The organism is uncultured Alistipes sp. (genome assembly GCF_910580175.1).
Classification (GTDB): domain Bacteria; phylum Bacteroidota; class Bacteroidia; order Bacteroidales; family Rikenellaceae; genus Alistipes.
Genome location: NZ_CAJTXD010000003.1, coordinates 75,629 through 95,426, shown reverse-complemented (window position 1 = coordinate 95,426; position 19,798 = coordinate 75,629). Strand labels below are relative to the sequence as shown.

Here is a 19,798-nt window from a genome sequence, read left to right as displayed (position 1 = left end):
AAAACAGGATAAAAAGTTGAAAGGAAGATAAATTTTTTAGCAGCGCAGAATAAGTTGCTGAAAAATTTATTATCTTCATAACACCAAACAACGTCATCATCAGCATGTCAGCCTTAACTTTCGACAAAAGCGAGCTGGGCAATCTGGAGTACTCGCTTCAGCGGGAGATGCTCGCCACCGACCGCATCGGCGGTTACATGAGCACCACCATCGTTTGTTGCAACACGCGCCGGTATCATGGCTTGATCGTGGCGCCCGTCGACGACAGCGACCGCACCTATCTGCTCTTGTCGTCGCTCGACGAGACGATCGTGCAGCACGACCAGAGTTTCAACCTGGCGCTGCACCGTTTCCAAGGGGTCTACGAGCCGCGCGGACACAAGTACATTACCGATTTCCAGTATACGCCCACGCCGACCATTACCTACCGCGTCGGCGGCGTGATCCTCCGCAAGGAGATGCTGTGGATTCATAAGCGTACGCAGCTGATGATCCGTTATACGCTTGTCGATGCCCATTCCGAAACCCGTTTGCGTTTGCGGCCGTTCCTGGCGTTCCGCGACAAGCATGCCTTGACCAAAGCCAACATGAAGGCCAACGGGCATTCCTATCCTGCGGTCAACGGTGTCAAATGCCGGCTCTACGAGTCGTTCCCGTGGCTCTATCTCCAGACCAGCAAGCCCGGCACGGAATTCGTTCCGGCTCCCGACTGGTACTACAACTTCGAGTATTTGCAGGATATCGCCCGCGGTTACGAGGGGCACGAAGACCTGCTTACGACCGGTTATTTCGAGACCGGATTGAAGAAGGGCGAGAGCATCATTTTCTCCGCTTCGCTCGATGAAATGGGATCGACCAAGACCATCGAGGAGATGTTCGAGGCTTCGATCGCCCGGCGCACCCACAAGATCGACTTCATCAGTTGCCTGGAGCACTCGGCCCGTCAGTTCGTCGTCCGGCGTCCCGGCGATCGCACCGAAGTGGTCGCAGGTTACCCGTGGCACGGTTTTTCGGCCCGGCAGATGTTCATCGCCCTGCCCGGGCTGACGCTGGCCCAGGATCACAAGGAGGATTGCATCGATGCGCTCGACACCCAGGTGCGGGGCATGCGCGAGGGGATGTTCTCCGGTTCGGCATCGGCCGCCGAAGCTGCCGACGCGCCGCTGTGGTTCTTCTGGACGCTTCAGCAGCTCGAAAAGAAGATGGATGGCAAGAGCATCTGGAGCCGTTACGGCGGCGTCATGAAAGAGTTGCTCGAAAGTTACCGCCGCGGCATCGCAGACCGGGTCGTCATGAACGATAATGGTTTGGTATGGGCTTCTTCCGAGGAGCTTCCGCTTACGTGGATGGATTCGGTGGTCGACGGTCATGCCGTCACGCCGCGCAACGGCTACCAGGTCGAAGTCAACGCCCTTTGGTACAACGCTGTATGCTACGCGCTGCGGCTCGCGTCCGAAAACGGCGATACGGAGTTCGTCAAGGCGTGGGAGGAGATTCCCTCACGCACGGCCGCTTCGTTCAACGAGTTGTTCGTTCTGCCGCAAGGGTATTTGGCGGATTATGTGGGGGCCGAAGGTGCCGACGACACGATCCGGCCCAACATGATCGTCGCATGCGGTCTGCCTTACAAGATGATCGGCATCGAGACGCAGATCGACATCCTGCGCATCGTCCGCCAGCACCTGTTGACTCCCAAGGGCTTGCGCTCGCTTACCCCGCGCAATCCGCTCTATAAGGGCACGTGCGGCGGAACACCCGCCGAGCGCGATTTCGCGGCCAAAAACGGCTCGGTATGGCCATGGCTGCTGCAATTCTTCGTGCAGGCTTCGTTCGACATCGACGGCGACGCTTTCCTGCCGCAGGCCGAGGAGATGCTCGCTTCGTTCGAGGAGGATATCCAGGTCTACGGCATCGGTTCGATCAATGACCTCTACGATGCCGACCCTCCCTATACCCATCGCGGGGCCATCTCGCAGGCGTGGAGCGTCGGTGCGGTGCTCAACATCTATCGCATGATCCGGGAGTGGAAAAAGGAAAGATAATGGTTTGACGGTCGGCAATACAGCGGCGGTTGCGACATCGGAGCGCGATTGGCTCCCCGAAGCCTCGGCACGACGCGGAACGTCGGGAGTGCGTCAGGCAAGTTTTTGGTTATAAAGAAATTGTTGTTATGAGAGTTTTGATGTTCGGGTGGGAGTTTCCGCCTCATATTGCGGGAGGGCTGGGTACGGCCTGCTACGGCATGACCCGCGGCCTAGCTCGCAACGGCGTCGATGTGACGTTCGTTGTTCCGCATGCCTACGGCGATGAGGATCAGCGTTTTACCCATGTACTCAACGCCAGCGAGGTGGAAGCGCTTTATGGAACGACTGGCAGCGGCGCCGACGATATTTTATCCAACATGTCGTTCATCCGCATCGATTCCAACATGGTGCCTTACATTTCGCCCGAAGAGTATGCCTCGTATCACGAGCAGTACGTCAAGACGGGTCAGAAAACATGGTCGACGACCGATGCCTGGAAGCAGCGCTACACTTTTTCGGGCAAGTACGGCGCCAACCTCATGGAGGAGGTCGCCCGTTATGCGGTCGTTGCGGCGCAGGTGGCCAAGGATCTGGAGGGGCAGTTCGATGTGATCCATGCCCACGACTGGCTGACCTACTTCGCCGGTATAGCCGCCAAGCGCGTTTCGGGCAAGCCGCTGGTCGTGCACATGCACGCCACGGAGTACGACCGCAGCGGCGAGAACGTCAATACGCAGGTCTATGCCATCGAGCGGGCCGGCATGCAGGCCGCCGATCGGGTAATGGCCGTCTCGAACCTCACGCGCAATATCGTCATCAACCGCTACGGCATCCCGGCCGAGCGCGTCGTGACGATGCACAACGCCGTGCGTTTCGCCGAGCACTCCGGCGAGGCTCCCGAGCGGGGCGTGGAGGACAAGATCATTACGTTCCTGGGCCGCATTACCTACCAGAAAGGCCCCGATTACTTTGTCGAGGCGGCTGCTAAGGTGCTCAAGCGCATGCCCAACGTGCGGTTCGTCATGGCCGGTTCGGGCGACATGATGAACCATGTCATCCGCCGTGTCGCCCGCCTCGGCATTGCCGACCGGTTCCACTTCACGGGCTTCCTGCGCGGCGAGGACGTGCACAAGATGTTCCAACTTTCGGATGTCTATGTCATGCCTTCGGTCTCCGAGCCGTTCGGCATTTCGCCGCTCGAAGCCATGCGTTCGAACGTGCCGGTCATCATCTCCAAGCAGAGCGGTGTGGCCGAGGTGCTGGACTATGCGGTCAAGGTCGATTATTGGGATGTCGACGCCATGGCCGATGCCATGTACGGTCTGATCAAGTATCCTGCCTTGGCCGACATGTTCTCTTCCAAGGGGCTGGAGGAAGTTACCAACCTGAAGTGGAACAATGTGGCCGCCAAGATCAAGGCCGTCTACGAAGAGGTAATCGAAGAAGCTAAGAATCAATAAAATAAAAGCCCCTCATGAAAACTGTCTGCCTATATTTTCAGGTACACCAGCCCTGGCGTCTGAAGAAATATCGTTTCTTCAACATGGGCAAGGATCACAACTATCTGGACGATCTGTCGAACCGTTCGATCATGCAGAAGGTGGCGCGGCAATGTTATTTGCCGATGAATGCTCTGCTGCTCAGACTCATCAAGGAGAACAAGGGTGCGTTCCGCTGCTCGTTCTCCATCACGGGCACGGCCATCGAGCAGTTCCGGGCGTTCGCTCCCGAGGTGTTGACTTCATTCAAGGAGCTGGCCGCTACGGGTTGCGTCGAGTTCTTGGCCGAGACTTACTCCCACTCGTTGGCGTCGTTGGCGTCGAAGGAAGATTTCGTGGAGCAGGTAAAACTCCACATGGAGGTTATCGAAAAGGAGTTCGGCAAGCGCCCCACGGCATTCCGCAACACCGAGTTGATCTACTCCGACCAGATCGGCGCTGCGGTGTCCGAAATGGGATTCCACACCATGCTGGCCGAGGGCGCCAAGCATGTGTTGGGTTGGAAGTCGCCCAACTTCGTCTATGCCAACGCCATCGACCAGCGGATGCGGTTGCTGCTGCGCAACTATAAGCTCTCCGACGACATCGCTTTCCGCTTTTCCGATCGGGGATGGGATCAGTGGCCGTTGACTGCCGGGAAGTTCGTGCAATGGCTCGCTTCGAAAGATACGCCGGGCGAGGTCATCAACCTTTTCATGGATTACGAGACTTTCGGCGAGCATCAGAAGGCCGATACGGGCATCTTCGAGTTCATGCGCGCACTGCCGGCCGCCTTGTTGGACAAGAAGACCGGGTTGGAATTTGCCACTGTGAGCGAGGCTGCCGCGAAGTACCAGCCTGTCGCCGTGCTCCATTGCCCCTACACCATGTCGTGGGCCGACGAGGAACGCGACGTCACGGCTTGGCTCGGTAATGAATTGCAGAACGAGGCGTTCTCCAAGTTGTATGCCCTCAAGGGGAAGATCGCCGAGTTGCACGACCGCGATTTCGACTACGTGTGGAACTTCCTCCAGACCTCCGATCACTTCTATTACATGGCTACCAAGTGGTTGTCGGACGGCGATGTGCATTCCTACTTCAATCCTTACGATTCGGCTTACGATGCGTTCATCAATTACATGAACGTCCTCTCGGATTTCATGATCGAAGTCGACAAGGCATTGGAAAAGAAGAATGTCGGGATGAAGAAATAAGAAACGTTTTTTGTCCGAACGGAAACACCCCGGAACTCAAAGTTCCGGGGTGTTTCCGTTTTTTTGGAATAAGGGCGGCAGGGTTGTTTCTCCGGGAAAGGGTCTTTTCTTCGAGAAAGGGTTGTCCCTCCTGGAAGGCCGGGGTGGGGCCGTCGTTCCGAGAGGAGTGTCTCGAGGCTATTTTCCCGGGTAGGGCCGAGATTGTTTTCCCGGATTGGGTCAGGAGTGTTTTTCTGGGAGTACCGGGTATTTTACCGGCTGGGGCGGGCGGTCTTGCTGGTTGGGAGTCTTGTCCTATATGGCGGGAGTTGAAAAATAATCGTAGATGCAACGGGAAATGCGGGCGATGATGGTCGCATTGAGGCTGTCGCTTTCCCGTGAGTCGGTCACGAAAATAGCGATCGAGTAGGCCCGGCCGTCGGGCAGGAAGACGATCCCGATGTCGTTGTCGGCGCCCATGATGCCGTGTTCATTGCGGAATCCGTTTCCGGTTTTGTGTGCCACCTGCACTCCGCGCGGCAGCAATCCTTTCAGCTTGTCCGGTCCGGTAACCGTCGCCATCATGGTGTGCATGAGGAACTCGGTGTGCTGGGCGCTGAGCAGTTCGCCGCGGCGGAACCGCTCCAGAAGCCGTACGGCGTCGAGCGGCGTCGTTCGGTTCAGATATTGGGTGGCCGGAGAGGCGTGCATGGCTTGTTCGTCGGTGGCGATGACCGTGTCGTCGAGTCCCAGCCGCACCACATAGCGGTCTGCGGCCCTCGGGCTGCCGAGAAACCGGAAAAGCAGGTCGCAGACGTTGTTGTCGCTCAGCGCCACGCTGTAAGCCAGCAGCTCGGCCATCGGAAGCTCGTAGCCCCCTTCGGGTCGGGCCTTGCGCAGCGGCGACCAGGTGTCGGGGTGCAGGTCGGAATGGAGCACCGGCACCAGCGTGTTGATCGACAGCGCGGCGCGGTCGAGCGAGTCGAGCACGGCGAGCGCCTGGTGGAACTTGTAGACGCTGGCCATCGGAAAGGCGGCATCCGGATGGATCGCCAGGGTGTCGTCCGGGCCGAAAACGGCAGCTACGCCCACCGTCGCATGCACGGAGTCGACGATCGTGCGGATTTCGTGTTCGAGCGTCGCCCGGCGTTCGGGGCGGGGCGGGTTGCAGGCCGCCAGCGCCGAACCGCATGCAAGCAAAAGGAAGAGACGGAACATGAGCGTCGATATTAAGACCTCTCTCCGCGGCGTTTGTAGCGCGACGGGGAGGTGCCGGTGTGCTGTTTGAAATATTTCCCGAAGAACGATTGGGTCGAGAAGTTGAGATGGTAGGCGATCTCCTGGATGCTCATGCCCGAGTATTTCAGCAGAGCCTTGGCTTCGAGAATTACCGATTCATCGATCCAGCGGGCCGCTGTTTTCCCGCTCACTTCCTTGACGGCCGAGGAGAGGTATTTCGGCGTGATGTTCAGTTGCTTGGCATAGAAGCTCACGTTGCGCTCGCGTTTGCTGTACTGCTCCAACAGTTTCATGAATTCGCTGAAAAGCACTTCGCAGCGGCCCTGCTTTTGTTCGCCGGGATCGTCGCGCTGGTTGATTTCGGTAATCAGGTAGAATGCGGTGGTAAACAGCGAGCGGATGATTTCGTGGCGATAGCGTTCCTTGTCGCTGCGCAACATGGTCTTGACCAGTTGGAAAAGCTGGCGTATTTCTGCCACATCCTGTTGCGAGACTTGCAGTACGGGAGCTTTGCCGAAACGCATGTAGACAGGCAGCGAGGTCGAAAGGTCGATCTGGATTTCGTTGACGAACGATTTGGAGAATGCCAGCACGAACGCCGCTGCATTGGATGAGCATTTGACCGTGCGGATGATGCTGCCCGGATTGAAGAAGACGATCGAATTGGGCCGCACGGCATAGTTTTTCATGTCGATCGACACCACGGCTTCGCCCGCCATCATGATGATGACCGAGAATCCGTCTATGCTTACCGGATGCTCGGTCGTGGCGTTGTGCTGGGCGTCGAGCGAGGTAATGACCAGGTCGTCGGACAAATAGAATACGTCGTGCATCTCTTTTTTGATGCGTGGAATCGAGACTTTCTGCAAGTTCTCGCGTTCGGATGCGGATTTGGGTTTGCCGATCGGGGTCATCTTGAGTGATTGTGAATCGGTGGAACTTCTGTTTTTCCGGGAGTGTCGGAGCGGGTTTTTATGGTTTGTGTGTCAGGGATTGCATTCGGGGCTTTCAGTTTGTTCCCTTTCGCACATCACTTGCAGCCCGCCCGGCAGGCATTCGATGTGCAGCGGGAATTCGGCTCCTTTCTGTCCGTCGACGTCCGTCGGTTCGTTGAGCGTCGAGCGGATGTCGATCCGCTGCGCCTTGAGCTGGCGTACGATCTTGGGGTTGCCGCCCAGAAGATAACGGATCATGGCTTCTGTCGAGCGGATGACGTTTTTCTTTTCAAGCATCAGGCAGTCGAACAACCCGTCCTTGATCGAGGCGCGGCGCGCCAGGCGGAAGCCTCCGGCCGTCTCGCCGTTGAACACCAGCACGATCAGCGAGTCGAGATCGAACGCTTCGCCGTCGGCCACCACTTCGAGCGGCACGGCGTGCAGGGAGCGGAATTCCTTGACGCCCTCGATCAGGTAGGCCAGCTTGCCGATCAGATGCTTGCTCGTGTTGGAGGTGTGCTGCGAGGTGGTGGTAAAGATGCCGAACGAAAGGACGTTGACGAAATATTTCCCGTTTACGCAGCCGCAGTCCACCCGATCGATGGTGCCCGAGGCGATCTGCCGGGCGGCTTCCAGCGGATTGCCCGACATGCCGAGCGCTCCGGCGAAATCGTTGGCCGTGCCGGCGGGGATCACACCCAGCGGGATGTCCAACCCTTTGCTTTTCATGGCGTTGAGCGTGAAGTTGATCGTTCCGTCTCCGCCCGCGACGACCATCAGGTCGATCTCCTCGTTGCCGTCGAAAGGGTTGGCCTCGAAGTCTATGGGCAGGGGCCGGATGTCATATTCGGCCTGACGGAAGATGTCGCAGATCCGTTCCACATTGCGCCGGATGCGTCCCTTGCCGGATTGGTCGTTGTAGAGAAAGACGGCTTTTTTCATCGCTGCTCCATAATCAGCGCCTGCATTGCAGGCGAAATATATTCTTGGTACTCTTCTTCGTTGTTGCCGGCCAGAATGAAATAGACTTTCACGTTCGGCATCCGTTCGATGGCCTGCAGAGCGTCGTCGGCGCCCATCGCCAGGAACATCGTGCCCAGAGCATCGGCTTCAGCGCACGTGGCGGCCGCCACCGTGACGGAGAGCAGCCGCGAAAGGGTGCTGCGTCCTGTGCGCGGATCGATCGTGTGGGCCATCTTGCGTCCCTGCCCGTCGAGATAATAGCGGCGGTAGTTGCCCGACGTGGCCAGGCCGCCGTCGCTCATGGCGATGCGTTTCTGCAAGTATTGTCCGTCGGACATATTGCCGTCGAAAGGCGTCTCCACACCGATGCGCCATGCCTGGCCGTGAGGGTTGAGGCCCCGGCAGCGCACCTCGCCGCCGATGTCGACCAGGTAGTTGCGGGCGCCGAGACTTTCGACCAGCCGGGCCAGCAGATCGACCGTATAGCCTTTGGCTATCGAGTTGAAGTCGAGTTGTACACGCGGATCGCTCTTTATCAGGCGGCCGTCGCGGATCGCCACCTTTTCGCGGCCGACGAATTGCAGCAGCGAGTCGATGTTAGGCTCGGCGGTGCGGGCCTTGCCGGCAAACCCCCATGCTTCCACCAGCGGTTTGACAGTCACGTCGTAGCGTCCGTCGCTCAAGGCGCCGATGCTATCGGCCAAGGCCAGACAATAGGCTATGTGGCGGTCTATGCTGTCGGTCTCGTTGCGGTTGAGGCGGCTCAACAGCGACTCTTCGTCGAAAATCGACATCGAGGCTTTGGCTTCGCGATCCAGTTCCATGATCGCGGCGTAGAGTTGTTGTTTGCCGACATCCCGTACGTCGGCCACCGCACGCAGCGTCGTTCCCAGCATTGTTCCTTCGACCACCGTGTAGGCGGGGCGGGAAGCGCATCCTGCGCATGTTGCGGCCAGCATGACCGACATCCACTTGGCGAATGTGTTCAGCATAAGATCGTACTATTCCGTGCAAAGATAGTAAATTATTCGTCGATTTTGCCGCTTCGGCCTGCGGTGGGGCCGTTTGCATGGTTCGGAGCCGGGTTTATTCGCGCTCCGAGAGGCCGCAGGGAGTCCGGGGGAAGGCAGCGGCGAATCCGATATTTTTCCCGAAATGTGGTTTTTTTTCTTCTGGAAGTGAAAATAATTGTGCGTTGCGAATCTTGAATTATGAATTTATTCGTACCTTTGCAGAACGCTCTGGCGTTATTCACGGTAAGGGGGATGCGTCGTAGAGTGGAACTTAAATAAATCAACACACAATGGCTTATTTAACAGCAGAGAAAAAGCAGGAGCTTTTCGGCCAGTACGGCAAGTCTAACACCGATACGGGTTCTCCCGAGAGCCAGATCGCGCTGTTTTCGTACCGTATCAGCCACCTTACGAACCACCTCAAGAGCAACAAGCACGACTTCGGCACCCAGCGCGCGCTGCTGCGTCTGGTAGGTAAGCGCCGTCAGTTGTTGGAGTACCTCAAGGAGGTCGACATCGAGCGCTACCGCGCCATCGTTAAGACGCTCAATCTCCGCAAGTAGTTCGTTGAGGAAGAAATGAGGGCAATTCCCGCAGAGGGGTTGCCTTCATTTTCGTAGAAAAATCAGGAAAATTCATAATTCGCGGCCCGGGGCATCGCCCGAGGAGGGGCGAAAACCGCGGCTTTCCACTCCCGGAAAGGACGATGTCGCTTCGGCACCTCGCCGCGGGGAGCCGGCCCCGATCCGATTTCTTCGGCAGCCGATTCGGGAGGATGAGACCGGAACCGGCGGGTTCGAAGTCCGGCAGGAGCCGGCGATCGGGCAGCTTGCTGCCGGGGACGGGCGGCGGGGAGGAAAGCCGGAATTGCGAATTCGTTCGAAGCATTCAAAATTACATCATAGGTTAAAATTTTTATGGAAGAAAAGAAACTGTACAATGCAGTCCGCAAGATCATCACGCTGGCCGACGGCCGCGAGATCGAGATCGAAACGGGCAAGCTGGCCAAGCAGGCCGACGGTTCGGTCGTTGTCAAAATGGGCAACACCATGCTGCTCGGTACCGTCGTTGCGGCCAAAGACGCCAAACCCGACACCGACTTCATGCCTTTGCAGGTCGAGTATAAAGAGAAATACGCCTCCTGCGGCCGTTACCCGGGCGGCTTCATGAAACGCGAGGGCAAGGCCAACGATGCGGAGGTGCTCACGGCACGTCTGATCGACCGCGCGCTGCGTCCGCTGTTCCCCTCGGATTACCACGCCGAGGTTTACGTTACGGTGAACCTCATTTCGGCCGACAAGGACATCCAGCCCGATGCGCTGGCCGGTCTGGCTGCTTCGGCCGCGCTGGCCGTGTCGGACATTCCGTTCGGCGGCCCCATTTCGGAGGTGCGCGTCGTCCGTAAGAACGGTCAATACGCCATCAACCCTGGTTTTTCGGAGATGGCCGAGTGCGATCTCGACATCATGGTCGGCGGTACGATCGATAACATCCTGATGGTCGAGGGCGAGATGAAGGAGGTGTCCGAGGAGGTAATGCTCGGTGCCATCAAGTTCGCCCACGAGGAGATCAAGAAGCACTGCGCCGTGCAGATCGAGCTTTCGAAAGAGTTGGGCAAGGACGTGAAACGCACCTATTGCCACGAGGTCAACGACGAGGAGCTGCGCCAGACCATCATCCGCGAACTCTACGACAAGGCCTACGCCATCGCTACGAGCGGCACGATGAAGCACGAGCGCAGCGAGATGTTCGACGCCTTGGAGGCCGAGTTCGCCTCGCGCTATACCGAGGAGGAGCTGGTAGAGAAGGCTCCGCTGATTCACAAATATTTCCACGACGACGTGCAGAAGAAGGCCATGCGCAACATGATCCTCGACGAGGGCAAGCGCCTCGACGGCCGTCGCACGGACGAAATCCGCCCCATCTGGTGTGAAGTGGGCTACCTGCCCGCCGCTCACGGTTCGGCGATCTTCACACGCGGCGAAACGCAGTCGCTGACGACCGTCACGCTGGGTACGAAACTTGATGAGAAAGTCAAGGACGAGGTGCTCGTGCAGGGCACCGAGCAGTTCGTGCTCCACTATAACTTCCCGCCCTTCTCCACCGGCGAAGCCAAGGCCGCACGCGGTCTGAGCCGCCGCGAGATCGGCCACGGCCACCTCGCATGGCGCGCGCTGAAGCCCATGATTCCGCTGGGCGAGGAGAACCCCTATGCTGTGCGCGTGGTGTCGGATATCCTCGAATCGAACGGCTCCTCGTCGATGGCCACGGTTTGCGCCGGTACGCTGGCGCTGATGGATGCCGGCGTGAAGCTCAAGAAGCCCGTGTCGGGTATCGCCATGGGTCTGATCTCCGATTCGGCCACGGGCAAGTGGGCCGTGCTGTCGGACATCCTGGGCGATGAAGACCACCTGGGCGACATGGACTTCAAGGTAACGGGTACCCGCGACGGTATTACCGCTACGCAGATGGATATCAAGGTCGACGGTCTCTCCTACGAGGTGCTCGCCGCCGCTCTGGAGCAGGCTCGCCAGGGCCGCATGCACATCCTCGGCAAACTTACCGAGTGCATCGCCGAGCCGCGCGCCGACTACCGTCCGTTCGTCCCGCGCATCGTTCAGATTACCATTCCGCAGGATATGATCGGTGCCGTGATCGGCCCGGGCGGCAAGGTAATTCAGGATATTCAGAAGACTACGGGTACGACCATTACCATTACCGAGGACGACAACAAGGGCTACGTCGACATCTTCGGCGTTGACAAGGCTGCCCTCGACGGAGCTTTGGCCCGCATCAAGGCGATCGTCGCCGTGCCCGAGGTGGGCGAGACCTACCATGGCAAGATCCGTTCGATCGTAGCATTCGGCGCCTTCGTCGAGATCATGCCCGGCAAGGACGCCCTGCTCCACATTTCGGAGATCGACTACAAGCGTTTCGCCACCATGGACGAGACCGGTCTGAAAGAGGGCGATGAAATCGATGTCAAGTTGATCGGTGTCGATGCCAAGACCGGCAAGCTGAAACTTTCGCGCAAGGTGCTGCTGCCCAAGCCCGAAGGTTACGTGGAGCGCGAGCGTCGTCCCCGCCCCGAGCGCGGCGAACACCGCGACCGGCACGAGCACGGCGGCCCGAAAGACGAATAGTCGATCGGGGCGCAGTCGTGCGCCGGATGGATTTTTTACAAAAACCGGCTGGGATATTGCACGATAGACGATTATTTTATATATTTGCGCTGTTGGCGTTTCCCGTGCGCGTTTCTGGATGGAACGCATGGCGGCGATTCGGCGCTCGTGCGACTGCCAAGCAAAACGAAACAGAAAAATAAACACATTAAATTAAATTTCGTAAGTATTATGAAAAAATTGATGAAATTGAGCGTCGTGCTCGTAGCTGCCTCGCTGGCGCTTTCGAGCTGCAATTGCTTCAAGAAGATGGCGCAGAACCGCGAGGATGTGAATCTGACCGTCACGCCTGAGGTCCTGACTCTGAACAACGGCACCGTTGCGGCTGATATTACCGTTACGTTCCCCGCCGATTATTTCAACCAGAAGGCTGTCATCAAAGTTACGCCCGTGATCGTGTTCGAGGGCGGCGAGGTTGCCGGTGCCGCGAAGTTCTATCAGGGTTCGAAAGTCGATGAGAACTATGCTGTCGTTTCCAACAACGGCGGTTCGTATACGCAGCATGTCGAGTTCCCCTACGATCCGCGCATGGATCAGTGCGCTTTGCAGCTGCGTGCCGAGATCAAGTGCCCGGGCGGCAAGTGCAAGGAGTTCACGCTCGTGAATCTCAACGACGGCGCCATTCCTACCAAGGAGCAGGCCGAGATTCTGGCCGGCAACGACGCGGCTGCCAAAGCTGCTTTGGCCAAGGAGTTCGGTCTGACGGTAGCTTACGGTCTCAATACGCTCCAGAAAGATCTGAAGTACGGCGATCTGATGGCTCCCATGGCCAACAACTACAAGAAAGTAACGACCGTGGTCGACAAGACCGATCTGCTCTATGCGATCAACTCGTCGGTGGTTACCAAGAAGAACGAGCGCAAGGCCGACCTGGGCGACTTCAAGAACAATGTGGACAAGAACTTGGAGAACGACCGTGCTACGCAGAATATCGCTGTGAAGGGTTACGCTTCGCCCGATGGCCCCGAGAAGTTCAACGACAAGCTCTCGAAGGCTCGCAGCGAGTCCGGCAAGAAGGTTGTCGCCAAGCTCTTGAAGGATTCGGGTCTCGATATCGACGCTGCCGCTTACGGCGAAGACTGGGAAGGTTTCAAGGAGCTGGTCGAGAAGTCGGATATCAAGGACAAGAACCTGATTCTCCAGGTGTTGAGCCTCTACAACTCGCCTGCACAGCGCGAGGCTGAAATCAAGAACATGTCGTCGGTATTCAACGAGCTGAAGAGCGACATCCTCCCCGAGCTGCGCCGTTCGCAGATCGTCAACAGCACCGATATCCAGGGTAAGACCGACGCCGAGATCATGGCTGCTTACCGCAACGGGGACGAGCTGACCGTCGAGGAGTACCTCTACGCTGCCGAGACGCTGGCCAACGGTGCCAACGAGCAGGTTGCCATCCTGACGGTTGCCGCCAAGAAGTACAACGACGCACGCGTTTACAACAACCTGGGTGTAGCCCAGACCAAGGCCGGTCAGAAAGCCGAGGCGCTGAAGTCGTTCGACAAGGCTGCCAAGCTGGATTCGTCGAAGGAGCTGAACAAGAACCTCTTGCTGGCCAACTTGGCTAACGGCAACACTGCCGAGGCCAAGAAGTACGCTCAGTCGGCCGACGCCGAGGCTAAGGCTGCCATGGCTGCCGCTCAGGGCGATTACAAGGCCGCTGCCAACACGCTGGAGGGTTACAACGCCGCTGTTGCTTCGGTTATGAACAACGACTTGGCTGCCGCTAAGAAAGCCATCGCCAAGGACAATTCGGCCGATGCCGACTATCTGCGTGCCGTGATCGCTGCCAAGGAAGGCGATCTGAACACGGCCGATGCCCAGCTCAAGAGCGCTGTTTCGAAGAACCCCGCTCTGGCCGAGAAAGCTGCCAAGGATGTGAACTTGAAGGCTTTGCGCAAGTAATTCGCTGTCGTATTCAAAAAGAGGCCCGGGTCGAATGATTCGGGCTTCTTTTTTGCAGGGAAAGGAGTGTTGTGGGTTCCTGGGATCCGTAGAATGCGTGCATGCGAGGAGTTCGTATAGTTTGGAGCGTATGCGTGGAATCCGTTCGCTCGGGTGCGGCGAAGCCGGATGCCGATATGCCCGTTCGATAATTTTGCAGTTGCAGGTTGAGGATATAAATTATTTTTTCCTATTTTTGTACAAAATACCGATGAACCTATGGAATACGCAAACCATCTGAACGAATATGCGCCGGCCTGGAGTGCCGCTCAAGTGGACGAATACGTTGCCCGCATGCGGAAAGTTGCCGAGCGCAACCACAATGCCGAGGTTTACAAGTTCTGCTACTCGGCCATCGACCTGACCACGCTGTCCTGCAACGATTCCGTTACGTCTGTAACCGAATTCGCCCGCAAGGCCGCAGAATTTTATCAGAAATACCCTCACATTCCCAATGTGGCGTCGATCTGCATCTATCCGTCGTTCGTCGAGACCGTCGGTCTGGCTGTCGACGGTACGCCGATGCGCATCACGTCTGTGGCAGGCGGTTTTCCCGCGGCGCAGACTTTCTTGGAGGTCAAGGCCTTGGAAGTGGCTATGGCGATCGAGAACGGTGCCGACGAGGTGGACATCGTGCTGAACGTAGGGCGTATGCTGACGGGCGAGTATGACGAGGCTGCCAACGAAGTGGAAGTGATCCGTTCGGAAATGGATAACGATGTGGTGCTGAAAGTCATCATCGAGTCGGGAGCCTTGAAGACGCCCGAGCTGATCCGCAAGGCTTCGCTGCTGTCGATGTTCGCAGGCGCCGATTTCATCAAGACTTCGACCGGCAAGATCGATGTGGCAGCCACACCGGAAGCGGCGGTCATCATGTGCGAGGCGATTCGCGACTACCATGCCAAGACCGGCCGTAAGGTGGGTTTCAAGGCTGCCGGCGGTGTCCGCACGGCCCAGGATGCTGCGCTTTACTATACCATCGTCGAGGAGATGCTCGGCAAGGAGTGGCTGACGACGGATCTGTTCCGCATCGGCGCTTCGTCCGCCGCGAATAACATCCTATCGGCGATCGAAGGCAAAGAAATCAAGTATTATTAGCGGTTGTCCCTGTCGATATGAAACACACTCTCCGGATTGTCCGGGGAGTGTGTTTCAATATTTATGGAACTTGAGTACCACAACGATGTGAAAATTCGAATCCTTTTCGCATTCCGACCGAAGCCCTCCCAAATGAGGGGTTTGGGGTGGGAGCGGAAACAGAATACGCCCCTGGCGGCCAACTACGACGCTTGGATTCGAGATGCCGTTTTCTAACGGTGGTATACTAAAATATAGAATGGCGGGGTTCTCGCCGCGAACTTGCCGAAGATACGGGGATTCCCGTTGCGACGATTTTGTCGCGAAGCACTATGCAGGGAAGCATTTGTACCGCAGGCCGTCCGACCTCTACGAAGCGTTTCTTACTTGTTGAGTTCTTCCAGCGGATCGGGACATTCGATCGAGTCGGGCATGTCCAGGTAGTCTTCGTATTCGCCGTTGGCGTTTTTCTTCGGGCGGCGGTTCAGGCGGTCGTCGTCGGGGATGGCGTTTTGCGATTTTCCCGCCGATGCGGACGAAGAAGCAGAAGTGTCCGTTGCGGAAAGGGCGGGCTTGTTCGATGCGGCCGTCGGGTTTGTATGTGCCGCGTTGCCGGCCGACGTCGCCGGTGCGGCTTCGGGGGTCGAGTCTTTGCCGGCCGAAATGTTGGGTATGACCGCCCGGATGATGTGGTGGACGCCGGGTTCGTCGTCCCAAATCATCGAGCGGTAGTTGCCGCGTCCCAGGATCGTCAGGACGATCGTTGCGATGGTCGCGGCGGCAAAGAGCATTCCGAGCAATTTTTTAATCATCTTTTCGGGTTGCATTTAGGGTTTCGAGGGCACGCATGATCGCATTGTCCATGGGGTAGATGTTGGCATAGAAACCGTTGTCTTCCAGTTGCGTATTGCGGCCGATGTAGGCTTTGAGCTGGGCTTCGATCAGGCGGCGCGAGCGGACGATGTCGGCGGGCCGCGGCGCTACGCCCTGCCGTGCGGCATAGGCCACGAAGTTGTCTACCAGTCGCTTGTCGCTGTCGAGCAAGTTTTTCAGTTCTTCCACGTTCTTCACGGCGTTCAGCGCTTCGCGGTGCCGGTCGGCGTATTCGATCGTGTAGCGGTAAAGAATGTTGCGGCCGGCCACCTCGATGAAATATTTCGTTACGTCGGTCGTGTCGACTGGAACGAAGATGTCGGGCATGATGCCTCCTCCGCCGTAGACGGTCTTGCCGCCCGGGGTTGTGAAGCGCAGCGAGTCGGCGAAACGGATGCTGTCGGCCGAGAAGAACTCGTTGTTGTTGTAACGCTCCCACAGATCCTTTTCGTAGCCGACACCGTCGCCGTTGGTGTAGGGTTTTTGGATCGAGCGGCCCGTGGGCGTGTAGTAGCGTGCCGTGGTCAGCCGCAGAGCCGAGCCGTCGGGATAGGGAATCTGCTGTTGGACGAGTCCCTTGCCGAACGAGCGGCGGCCGATGATCGTGCCGCGGTCGTTGTCCTGCAAGGCGCCGGCCAGGATTTCGCTCGACGAGGCGCTCGCTTCGTCGATGAGCACCGCTACATCCATGTCTTGCGCCGTGCCCGTGCCGTCGGCATATTCGCGCAGTTGTTCGTGGTTGCGATCTTCGGTGTAGACGATCAGTTGGTCGGCATGCAGGAATTCGTTGGCTACGGCGATCGCTTGGTCGAGAAATCCTCCTGCGTTGCCCCGCAGGTCGAAGATCAGGCGGTCTACGCCCTCAGCCCGCAGGGCAGCCAGCGCTTGGCGGAACTCGGCGGAGGTGGTGCGGGCGAACTGGCCCAGCTTGATGTAACCTGTCGTGCCGCTGATGCGGAATGCCGCCTCGATGCTCTTGATCGGAATCGCGCCGCGCACGACTTCGACCCGCACCGGTTCGGGGATGCCGTGCCGCTCCAGCCCCAGACGCACGGTCGTGCCGCGCGGCCCGCGCAGCCGTTTGACGATCTGGTGCTGCGGAATCTTGCGCCCGGCGACCAGCGAATCGTCGATCTCGATGATCCGGTCGCCGGCCTTGATGCCGGCTTTGTCGCTCGGCCCATGCGGAATGACGTTGAGTACGATTACCGTGTCGGTAGCCATGTTGAAGACCACACCGATGCCGTCGAATTCGCCTTCGAGCGATTCGTTCATTGCCGCCATCTCCGAAGCAGGAACATAGATCGAGTGGGGGTCGAGTTCCTTGATCAGAAGCGGAATCGCATGCTCGGAGAGCGAGTCGATCGAAATCGGATCCACGTAGCGGTTCTCGATAAGGGAGAGGGTCTGCGTGAGCTTGTTCGACGAGAAAGTGGCTTGCAGCAACATGCTGCGCAGTTGCGACGCCGTGCTGTTGCGCCCCATGTAGAGACCGGCCAGCATGCCCGCTGCGATGCCTGCGGCCAGCAGCAGCGGGAAAAGAACGGTGCGTTTCGTATTGCGGTACATCACTTGTTCTTGAAAGTATAGGCGAGACCTACGCTCAACAGTGTTTTGGTCTGCACGTCGACGTTCTGGGCCCGGTTATAGTAAAGCTCGAAGTTCAACGTCGTGGAGAGGTATTTGGTCGCTTTGATATTGATGGTGTTCGTCCAGCGTACGGTCGGGTGGATCGGCAGGTTGGGCTTGTCTCCCGGGCCGTGACCTACGGAGGGGTTGTCCTTGTCGTTCCAGGCTTCGAGCGCATGCAGGTAGTCGGAGTATTTCGATATTTTGTTCCGCTGCCCGATGTCGGTAATCCAACCGTAGAACGAGAAGATAGAGGTGCGGTAGCGCAGGATGCCCCTGCGGTCGAAAGTGCGGTCGAAGTCGATCTGTACCGAAGAACCGCCTTCATATTTCGAGGTTTTGTCCGGCCCCGAGAGACCGTAGGTCTGCCATCCCTCTTTCTTGTCCCATTTGTTTTCGCGGATCTGTGCGCTTTCCACGAAGACGGCGCTCAAGGCTATGGGCGAAATGTTTACTACGATCGGGAATTTCGGTTTGGGGCATTTGTAGGTAATACCCAGCGAGATGTCGAGGTAACCCGGAGCCATGAAAGCGCTTTTGCGTTCGAAATCCTCCTGCTGCGTACGCGAAATATAGCCGTTGGCGAACTGGCTGCGGAACTTGAAGATGGCTCCGTAAGACCAGTTTTTCGACATCTTGAACGACGGAGCCACCGAAATGTCGAATTCGTCCTGGTTTTTGAACCATATGCCGGACTGATCCATGATTTTGTTGCCGTTTTCGTCCACCATGCCGTTGCCGTCGGCATCGAGCCGCTGGGTTTCCACCTTCATGCGGTTGTAGCCGAATTTGGCGATGACCTTGGTCTCGATCGAAAAGAGGTTTTTGGTAAACGTGTGGTTGAGGAACAGATTGGCTGTCAGTGCGATCGAGTTATCACCGCCCGACACCTTGATCCAGGGGTCGTTGTAGGAGGTCAGCGCGCCTTGCAGGCCGCCGCCGAATTCCAGCATGTTGCGCTCCTTGCGGACAGCGGCGCGTTCGGCCCGGTAGCGCGCACGACTGAAATATTCGGCGTCGACCGGTGTGGTTTTCACATTGTCCTTGAACGTTATGTTCTCTTGTCGGGCGTTTACCTCGTCGATCGAGAATTGGGCCGAGGCCGGAAGCGAGGCGGCAAGCGCCGGCACGAACGCTGCAATCAAATAGAAAGATTTCATGTCAAAAATAAAAAAACGAATCTTCGGACGTTTGGTTCGGCAAATTTATGAAATTATTTACAGAATAATTAACTTTGTCTGAAGTTAAAACATCAAAAATCATTATTTATGAAGTATTTCGGAGCGCATGTGAGTGCCTCGGGCGGCGTGGCCAACGCTCCGGCCCATGCGTACGCCATAGGGGCCGTCGGATTCGCCCTCTTTACCAAGAACCAGCGTCAGTGGACGGCCAAGCCGCTCACGGCAGCGGAAGTCGAGGCGTTTCGTCAGGCTTGCACGACGTATGGTTATGCGCCTGCGCAGATTCTGCCCCACGATTCGTACCTCATCAACTTGGGACACCCCGAGGAGGAGGGGCTGGAGAAGTCGCGCCAGGCTTTCTGCGATGAGATGCAGCGTTGCGAGGCGCTGGGTCTCGACAGGCTCAATTTCCATCCGGGCAGCCATCTGAACCGGATTTCCGAGGTCGAAAGTCTCGACCGCATCGCCGCGTCGATCGATCTGGCGCTCGAATGCACGCAGGGGGTCACGGCCGTGATCGAAAACACGGCGGGCCAAGGTTCCAATCTGGGGTTTCGCTTCGAGCAGTTAGCTTATATCATCGAGAGGGTAAAGGACAAGTCGCGCGTGGGCATTTGTATAGATACTTGCCATGCGTTTGCGGCCGGATATGATCTGTGTACTGCGGCGGCTTGCGACGCGACGTTCGACGAACTGGATCGGGTCGTCGGGCTGAAATATTTGCGCGGCATGCACCTGAACGATGCCATGAAGCCGTTGGGCAGCCGCATCGACCGCCATGCGCCCCTGGGCGACGGGGCGATCGGCTGGGAGTGTTTCCGCTACATCGCGCGCGACAGCCGTTTCGAGGGCGTTCCGCTGATTCTCGAAACACCCGACGAAAGCCGCTGGCCCGACGAAATCGAAGCACTGAAACGGTTCGCGGAAGAATAAGGCGCCGGTATACGGATACTATTTGCAGCAGAATATACCAACGGGTCGGGAGACGATTGTCCGACCCCAACCGGAGCAGACGGAGCGGAGATACAGACTCGACTCTGTTTACAAAAAACTTCGGGGCGGCAGCGGGG

The 19,798-nt window shown here is 57.7% G+C and carries 15 protein-coding genes; 8 read left to right on the top strand and 7 right to left on the bottom strand.

The window, feature by feature from the left end:
* Window positions 1–104: 104 nt before the first annotated feature.
* The 3 genes from QZ298_RS04840 (at window position 105) to QZ298_RS04830 (ending at window position 4,716) form a co-directional block, all read left to right on the top strand.
* Window positions 105–2,042: a glycogen debranching enzyme N-terminal domain-containing protein gene (locus tag QZ298_RS04840; RefSeq protein ID WP_296006014.1), complete on the top strand. Its 1,938-nt coding sequence runs from the start codon at window positions 105–107 to the stop codon at window positions 2,040–2,042.
* Between the two features lie 128 nt (window positions 2,043–2,170).
* Complete coding sequence (locus QZ298_RS04835; RefSeq protein ID WP_363323907.1) at window positions 2,171–3,484, top strand: glycosyltransferase family 4 protein; 1,314 nt, start codon at window positions 2,171–2,173, stop codon at window positions 3,482–3,484.
* Between the two features lie 14 nt (window positions 3,485–3,498).
* Window positions 3,499–4,716: a glycoside hydrolase family 57 protein gene (locus QZ298_RS04830; RefSeq protein WP_296006012.1), complete on the top strand. Its 1,218-nt coding sequence runs from the start codon at window positions 3,499–3,501 to the stop codon at window positions 4,714–4,716.
* Window positions 4,717–5,010: 294 nt separating this feature from the next.
* Here QZ298_RS04830 and bla read toward each other — a convergent pair whose 3' ends face one another.
* The 4 genes from bla to QZ298_RS04810 all read right to left on the bottom strand — a co-directional run bounded on the left by bla (window position 5,011) and on the right by QZ298_RS04810 (window position 8,824).
* Entirely contained in the window at window positions 5,011–5,913 is a 903-nt protein-coding gene (bla, locus tag QZ298_RS04825) for a class A beta-lactamase (protein ID WP_296006009.1), read from the bottom strand.
* An 11-nt stretch (window positions 5,914–5,924) separates the two neighbouring features.
* Entirely contained in the window at window positions 5,925–6,848 is a 924-nt protein-coding gene (locus QZ298_RS04820; protein WP_296006006.1) for an AraC family transcriptional regulator, read from the bottom strand.
* A gap of 72 nt (window positions 6,849–6,920) precedes the next feature.
* Complete coding sequence (locus tag QZ298_RS04815) at window positions 6,921–7,811, bottom strand: diacylglycerol kinase family protein (protein ID WP_296006003.1); 891 nt, start codon at window positions 7,809–7,811, stop codon at window positions 6,921–6,923.
* Window positions 7,808–8,824 (bottom strand): FAD:protein FMN transferase, encoded by a 1,017-nt coding sequence (locus QZ298_RS04810; protein WP_296006000.1) that lies wholly within the window; start codon window positions 8,822–8,824, stop codon window positions 7,808–7,810. The genes QZ298_RS04815 and QZ298_RS04810 overlap by 4 nt, the downstream gene beginning before the upstream one ends.
* 311 nt (window positions 8,825–9,135) lie before the next feature.
* Here QZ298_RS04810 and rpsO point away from each other — a divergent pair, with 311 nt between their 5' ends.
* The 4 genes from rpsO to deoC all read left to right on the top strand — a co-directional run bounded on the left by rpsO (window position 9,136) and on the right by deoC (window position 15,066).
* Complete coding sequence (gene rpsO / locus QZ298_RS04805; RefSeq protein WP_019151684.1) at window positions 9,136–9,408, top strand: 30S ribosomal protein S15; 273 nt, start codon at window positions 9,136–9,138, stop codon at window positions 9,406–9,408.
* A 354-nt stretch (window positions 9,409–9,762) separates the two neighbouring features.
* On the top strand, window positions 9,763–11,988 hold the full coding sequence (pnp, locus tag QZ298_RS04800) for a polyribonucleotide nucleotidyltransferase (protein ID WP_296005993.1): 2,226 nt from the start codon (window positions 9,763–9,765) through the stop codon (window positions 11,986–11,988).
* 222 nt (window positions 11,989–12,210) lie between these two features.
* Complete coding sequence (locus tag QZ298_RS04795; protein ID WP_296006581.1) at window positions 12,211–13,929, top strand: hypothetical protein; 1,719 nt, start codon at window positions 12,211–12,213, stop codon at window positions 13,927–13,929.
* 258 nt (window positions 13,930–14,187) lie between these two features.
* Complete coding sequence (gene deoC, locus QZ298_RS04790; protein WP_296005990.1) at window positions 14,188–15,066, top strand: deoxyribose-phosphate aldolase; 879 nt, start codon at window positions 14,188–14,190, stop codon at window positions 15,064–15,066.
* Between the two features lie 362 nt (window positions 15,067–15,428).
* Here deoC and QZ298_RS04785 read toward each other — a convergent pair whose 3' ends face one another.
* Genes QZ298_RS04785 through QZ298_RS04775 form a run of 3 tightly spaced genes read right to left on the bottom strand, consistent with a single transcriptional unit; the run spans window position 15,429 to window position 18,707 of the window.
* Entirely contained in the window at window positions 15,429–15,857 is a 429-nt protein-coding gene (locus QZ298_RS04785) for a hypothetical protein (protein ID WP_296005988.1), read from the bottom strand.
* Window positions 15,850–17,487 (bottom strand): S41 family peptidase, encoded by a 1,638-nt coding sequence (locus QZ298_RS04780; RefSeq protein WP_296006578.1) that lies wholly within the window; start codon window positions 17,485–17,487, stop codon window positions 15,850–15,852. The genes QZ298_RS04785 and QZ298_RS04780 overlap by 8 nt, the downstream gene beginning before the upstream one ends.
* On the bottom strand, window positions 17,487–18,707 hold the full coding sequence (locus QZ298_RS04775; protein WP_296005985.1) for a DUF3078 domain-containing protein: 1,221 nt from the start codon (window positions 18,705–18,707) through the stop codon (window positions 17,487–17,489). The genes QZ298_RS04780 and QZ298_RS04775 overlap by 1 nt, the downstream gene beginning before the upstream one ends.
* A 108-nt stretch (window positions 18,708–18,815) precedes the next feature.
* Between QZ298_RS04775 and nfo the strand changes: the two genes are divergently transcribed.
* Window positions 18,816–19,661 (top strand): deoxyribonuclease IV, encoded by an 846-nt coding sequence (nfo, locus tag QZ298_RS04770; protein WP_296005983.1) that lies wholly within the window; start codon window positions 18,816–18,818, stop codon window positions 19,659–19,661.
* Window positions 19,662–19,798: the final 137 nt, after the last annotated feature.

Excerpts from the sequence above, each read along its gene's own strand:
- QZ298_RS04840 (WP_296006014.1), top strand. The coding sequence starts at position 105 with ATGTCAGCCTTAACTTTCGACAAAAGCGAGCTGGGCAATCTGGAGTAC.
- QZ298_RS04835 (WP_363323907.1), top strand. The coding sequence starts at position 2,171 with ATGAGAGTTTTGATGTTCGGGTGGGAGTTTCCGCCTCATATTGCGGGA.
- QZ298_RS04830 (WP_296006012.1), top strand. The coding sequence starts at position 3,499 with ATGAAAACTGTCTGCCTATATTTTCAGGTACACCAGCCCTGGCGTCTG.
- bla (WP_296006009.1), bottom strand. The coding sequence starts at position 5,913 with ATGTTCCGTCTCTTCCTTTTGCTTGCATGCGGTTCGGCGCTGGCGGCC.
- QZ298_RS04820 (WP_296006006.1), bottom strand. The coding sequence starts at position 6,848 with ATGACCCCGATCGGCAAACCCAAATCCGCATCCGAACGCGAGAACTTG.
- QZ298_RS04815 (WP_296006003.1), bottom strand. The coding sequence starts at position 7,811 with ATGAAAAAAGCCGTCTTTCTCTACAACGACCAATCCGGCAAGGGACGC.
- QZ298_RS04810 (WP_296006000.1), bottom strand. The coding sequence starts at position 8,824 with ATGCTGAACACATTCGCCAAGTGGATGTCGGTCATGCTGGCCGCAACA.
- rpsO (WP_019151684.1), top strand. The coding sequence starts at position 9,136 with ATGGCTTATTTAACAGCAGAGAAAAAGCAGGAGCTTTTCGGCCAGTAC.
- pnp (WP_296005993.1), top strand. The coding sequence starts at position 9,763 with ATGGAAGAAAAGAAACTGTACAATGCAGTCCGCAAGATCATCACGCTG.
- QZ298_RS04795 (WP_296006581.1), top strand. The coding sequence starts at position 12,211 with ATGAAATTGAGCGTCGTGCTCGTAGCTGCCTCGCTGGCGCTTTCGAGC.
- deoC (WP_296005990.1), top strand. The coding sequence starts at position 14,188 with ATGGAATACGCAAACCATCTGAACGAATATGCGCCGGCCTGGAGTGCC.
- QZ298_RS04785 (WP_296005988.1), bottom strand. The coding sequence starts at position 15,857 with ATGATTAAAAAATTGCTCGGAATGCTCTTTGCCGCCGCGACCATCGCA.
- QZ298_RS04780 (WP_296006578.1), bottom strand. The coding sequence starts at position 17,487 with ATGTACCGCAATACGAAACGCACCGTTCTTTTCCCGCTGCTGCTGGCC.
- QZ298_RS04775 (WP_296005985.1), bottom strand. The coding sequence starts at position 18,707 with ATGAAATCTTTCTATTTGATTGCAGCGTTCGTGCCGGCGCTTGCCGCC.
- nfo (WP_296005983.1), top strand. The coding sequence starts at position 18,816 with ATGAAGTATTTCGGAGCGCATGTGAGTGCCTCGGGCGGCGTGGCCAAC.